Annotated in this window: 3 protein-coding genes; all 3 read left to right on the forward strand. The window is 29.9% G+C overall.

The genetic code is table 11. The annotated features are described in order from the left end of the window. Positions 1-40: 40 nt before the first annotated feature. Positions 41-2,650 (forward strand): autotransporter domain-containing protein, encoded by a 2,610-nt coding sequence (locus Q0V08_RS10435; protein ID WP_297434552.1) that lies wholly within the window; start codon positions 41-43, stop codon positions 2,648-2,650. An 87-nt stretch (positions 2,651-2,737) separates the two neighbouring features. Next, positions 2,738-4,129 carry a tyrosine-tyramine antiporter gene (gene tyrP, locus Q0V08_RS10440; protein ID WP_297434553.1) on the forward strand — a complete coding sequence of 464 codons (1,392 nt, stop codon included), beginning with the start codon at positions 2,738-2,740 and terminating at the stop codon, positions 4,127-4,129. 16 nt (positions 4,130-4,145) lie between these two features. Continuing rightward, positions 4,146-5,326: pyridoxal-dependent decarboxylase (locus tag Q0V08_RS10445; protein ID WP_297434555.1), on the forward strand; the 1,181-nt coding region annotated here is incomplete at its 3' end.

The raw sequence follows: 5,326 nt of genomic DNA on the forward strand, positions 1-5,326 counted from the left end.
GTTTAATAATGTACAATATATTTTATTAGGAGGAAAAGCTATGAAAAAATTTAATCTACTACTACTTGCTCTAGCTCTACAATCATCCTATACCTTTGCTCAGGAGCAAAGTGGCCTCATCTTCTGGTCAGATTATAATTACTTTAAAGATAATACTCGACCTATGAGTCAAAATGATAATTCATATTTTAAATTATCAACTCAAGTTATCACACTTCCCCCCATTGCTCCACCTAAAACTCCAGTTTTACCCCCGACTCCCTCTTCTCCAAAAGATGATAGTTCTACAGATATTGATAATCCCACTACATCTAGTGGTTCTGCTACAGCTTCACCTAAAAATGGATACATCTTCTATAACAAACTCTACTATCCAGGAAAAAATTTATACACAGACAAACTACCTTTGAAAGGGGACCTTACTATTACCACTAATAATGCCGTTGGAATGGGTAGTATTCTTAGTGGTTATACTCTTTTTAACAAAAATACTTTAACTGTTGATAATAATCCTGGAAATACAACCACTACAGGGATGCAAGCTTCTGGCGGTGGAACTGTTATAAATGATGGTAATATCAATATAAATGGACTTTACGGAAATGGAATAAATATTATAAGTGATGGTACAGGAATTAATAATGGAAAAATCAATCTTAACTCCTATTATGCCACTGGTATTGAGGTTTATGGTAAAACTAAAGGAGTTAATAATGGAACTATCTCTGGACATGGATATGAAGGTGCCCAAATATTTGGTGAAGGAGAGTTTACAAATTCACCTACAGGTATCATCGATATAACTCATGGAAATGTAGGAGTTTCTGTAAATGGAAAAGGGCTTGCTATAAATGATGGAGTTATAAAAACTTATAATACTAATTTTGGTATGTTCGCTTCTTACGGAACCATAATCAACAATGGTACCATTACTATGAACGATACAGCAAAAAATCCAAACAATGTTGCTTCAAGTGGTATGGGTGTTTCAGAAGGTGGATTAGCTATAAATAATGGAACTATCAATATAACTGGTAGAAGTTATTCAGGTATGAGTGGAGGAAAGAACACTATTTTAAAAAATTTCGGTCTTATTAATATTAATCCCCCTACACCTAAAGATATATACGTTGACGGTAGTTATGCATTTCAACTTTCTAGTTCAGCTGTAGCAACAAATGAGCCTAATGGTGTGATTAATCTTAATAAAAATGGTATTTTATTAAATGGTAAAGGGACTCTTCATAACTGGGGAAAAATAATCAAACCAACTATAAATACACTACCTCTTATTTATGAAGGTGGAAATCTTGTAATGGAAAAAGGAGGATCTATTGTAACTAATACTTCTACTCCCACTATTAGAACTATGTATCTAGGAAAAAGTTATATTGGAAATAACTATAATCTCATTAGTAAGGTTACTTTAGACGATACTCTTACAAAATCTACTAAAGAGATAAAAAGTAGTCTATATGGTTATAAATTAGTTTTGCATGGAAACGAAGCGATTTTTAGTAAACTTAGTTTTTCTCTTCTTACAGACGATCCTTTAGGAGATTACTTGGAAAATATTTACTATGATTCTAAAAATTCAGCTAAAGACAGATTATTTGATATAATTTTATCTTCTAAAAATAGTAATAATTTTGAAAATTATTTAGATGAAATATTTGGTCGTGGATATTTTCCATCTCTTATGTATCAAACAAAAGATGCTATAGAGTTTGGGAATAATAATATCCTATCTCATTTAACTGAAATTCCAAAAATTTTATCTAAAGAAAGATATATTTTTGGTTACTCTTTTGAAAAAGTTAATAAAAGTGGATACGATAATATTCTTGGTTATAATCAAGAGTTAAATAGTCTTTTTATTGGTAAAAACTATCCCTTAACATCTTCTATAAGTAGTGGTTGGATTCTTAACTATACTAGACTAAGTGATAAATTTAAAAATAACTATGGAAAAAGAGAGGATAACTTATTCCAAGGAACAGGTTATTTAAACTACAATAAAAACAATTTCAATAGTCTTGGAGCTATTTTCTTAGGATATTCTAGAGGTGACTTAGATAGAAATATCCAATTTGATTATTCTCACTACAATGAAACTTTTACTTCTATTAAAACTACAAACTTTAACGAAACTTTAGATTCAAAAATAAAAAATTTCTATGTTGGTGGAATGGGTAAAATCTCTAAAATATTCAACTGGAACTCTTTTTATATAGAACCAGTTGGTAAAATTCAATCTATGGGAATATTTCAAAAAAGTATTAATGAAAACAATGGTACATACAATCTTAATTTAGATAAACTAAATGGATTTTTAAATACTTTTTATCTAGGTGGAGATTTAGGAAAAGAGTTTTGTATAAAAAATTATGGTGTAAAACTTTCTCTAGTTGGATATTTAAAACAAGATCTTAATGATATTGATAAGAATATGAAATTTAAAGTGCAATCTTTGGGAAATGAAACAGGTAATATAAATATTGATAACAAAAATAGATTTTCTCAAGAAATCGGAATAAATGTTAAAGTTGGGGAACTTCAAACAGGACTTTCTATATATACAAACTATTCGTATGAATTTTCTAAAGATGATTCTTGGAAAATTGGTGCAGGAATAAGTTATATTTTATAATAATTTTTAACTATATTTTTAAATTAAGTAGGAATTTATAATACTATTACGTATACTCAAGCGAATTTATAAAAAGGAGGTATCAATATGAATAAAAAGATTACATTATTTCAATTAATTGCAATTAGTATCGCCTTCTATGGAAGTATAAGAAATATTCCTACTGTTGCTAGTGTTGGTTGGTATGGAATTTTTTACATGCTTGCTGCTGCTATATTTTTCGCTATTCCCATATCGCTTGTTGCTGCAGAACTTGCAACTGGATGGCCAGAAGAGGGTGGACCTCAAGTTTGGGTAAGAGAAGCTTTAGGTGAAAAATGGGCTTTTGTTACTGCTTGGTTATTATGGGTTCAAATGTTTTTCGGAATGGTAATGGTTTCAACTGCATTTGCTTCTATGATTCCTTATGTTATTAGTAAACCAGAACTTGCTAATAACAATGTTTTTATCGTAGTAACTGTTATCGTTACATATTGGTTTATTACACTCTTAAACTTTAAAGCACAATTTGGTAAATGGATTAGTACTTGGGGAGCTGTTATAGGAATATATATTCCCGCTATTTTACTTATTGTTTTAGGTCTTTGGTACTCTTTTAAAATAGGAAATGTTAATCTAGGACCTTTAAATTGGGAAACTGCTATTCCTAATTTAGATTCTTTAGACAAACTTTCATTCTTTGCTGGAGTTATATTTATCTTTGCAGGTTTAGAAATTGCTTCTGTTCATGCTAATGATATTGAAAATCCAAAAAGAAACTATCCTATAGCTGTTTTTATTACTATATTTTTAATGGTTATCTTCAATCTTATATCTTCTTTAACAGAAGCAAATGCAATACCTTCTAATAAAATTGATTTAGCGGTTATCACACAACCATTTGAAATATATTTTAATGCACTTGGTATTCCTTGGGCTACAAATGTGATAGCTCTTATGATTGCTTTAGGAGTTTTTGCACAACTTAATGCTTGGGTTTTAGGACCATCAAAAGCAATGATTAAAGTTGCAGATGCTGGTTTATTACCACCTATTTTTCAAAAAAGAAATAAGGATGATATTCCTGTTACATTTATTTTAATACAAGCTGCTGTTATCACATTAGTTACTCTTTTATACATAGTTGTTCCTGCTATTAATACAGGATTTATAATTATATTAATGTTAACTACTGTTCTTTACTGTATAGTTTATATCTTTATCTTAATGGCAGAAGTTATTCTAAGATACAAAAAACCTGATGTTGTTAGATCTGTTCCCGTTCCTGGAGGTAAACCTGGAATGTGGATAACTGTTACTTTAGGTATGATTGGTGTTGTTTTAACAATTATAGTTAGTATTATTCCATCTAGTGATATTCCTGAAAATCTTCATACAGTATCTCTATTTATACAGATCATTGGAGTTTTACTTCTATTTATAGCACCATTAGTTATATATAAATTTAAAAAAGAATCTTGGAAAAAACAAACTAAATAAGGAGTTGATGAGTATTATGAACAATACTGGAGTAAATTTAAATGCACTTTTTTTAGGACCCAAGTCTGAAAACGAGGACTTCTTTTTAAAGGAACTTGTTAGATTATTTGAAGATCATGCTCAGTGGAGAAAAAATTATCAACCTGGCGATGAAGAGGTTATTAAAACTTCTTTTAAAAATTACGAGACATTTATTGATACATCAGAAAAATGTGAAGAAGTTTTAAAAGAGTTATCTAGACGTCTAAGAGCTGGAGCTACTCCTTGGCATTCTCCAAGATATTTGGGACATATGAACTCTGAAACTCTAATGCCTGGATTACTTGGATATTTTGGTGCTATGCTTTATAATTTAAATAATGTTGCTTATGAATCATCTCAGCCAACTTCTATTATGGAAGATGAAGTAGGTGCTGATTTATGTAAACTATTAGGATTTGACCCTGTTAAAGGTTGGGGACATATTTGTTGTGATGGTTCCATTGCTAACTTTGAAGGAATTTGGTATGCTAGAAATTTAAAATCTTTACCTTTAGCTATGAAAGAAGTTGCTCCTGAGCTTGTTCAAGGAAAAGATGATTGGGCTTTAATGAATATGCCTATTGATCAAATTATAGATTTAATTGAAAATCATGAAAATAAATGGGAAATTTTAAAAGCTCATTCAGCTAGAGCAGCATCAAAAGAGTTACCTCATTTAGGTAAATGGATTGTTCCAGAAACAAAGCACTATTCATGGTTAAAAGCCGCAGATGTTTTAGGTATTGGTACAGATAATATCGTGGCTATTGAACTTAATAACAACTATCGAATGGATATTGAAAAATTAAAATCTACAATAGATAAACTTGTAGCTGAAAAAACTCCAATTTTAGGTGTTGTAGCAGTAGTTGGTACAACTGAAGAGGGAGCAGTAGATTATATAGATAAAATAGTTGCTCTTAAAGAGGAGTATTCTAAAAATGGGATAAATTTCTATTTCCACATAGATGCAGCTTATGGTGGTTATGCTAGATCTATATTTTTAGATGAAGAGTATAAATTTATCGAAAAATCAATGTTAAAAGAAAAATATAAAGAATATGGTGTATTTTACAATGAAAATATAAATTGGCCAAGTGACGATATCTATAACGCTTTTAAAGCTATGAGTTGTGCTGATAGTATAACTATTGACCCTCATAAAATGGGATATAT

The organism is uncultured Cetobacterium sp., assembly GCF_947038635.1.
GTDB lineage: Bacteria > Fusobacteriota > Fusobacteriia > Fusobacteriales > Fusobacteriaceae > Cetobacterium_A.

Excerpts from the sequence above, each read along its gene's own strand:
- Q0V08_RS10435 (WP_297434552.1), top strand. The coding sequence starts at position 41 with ATGAAAAAATTTAATCTACTACTACTTGCTCTAGCTCTACAATCATCC.
- tyrP (WP_297434553.1), top strand. The coding sequence starts at position 2,738 with ATGAATAAAAAGATTACATTATTTCAATTAATTGCAATTAGTATCGCC.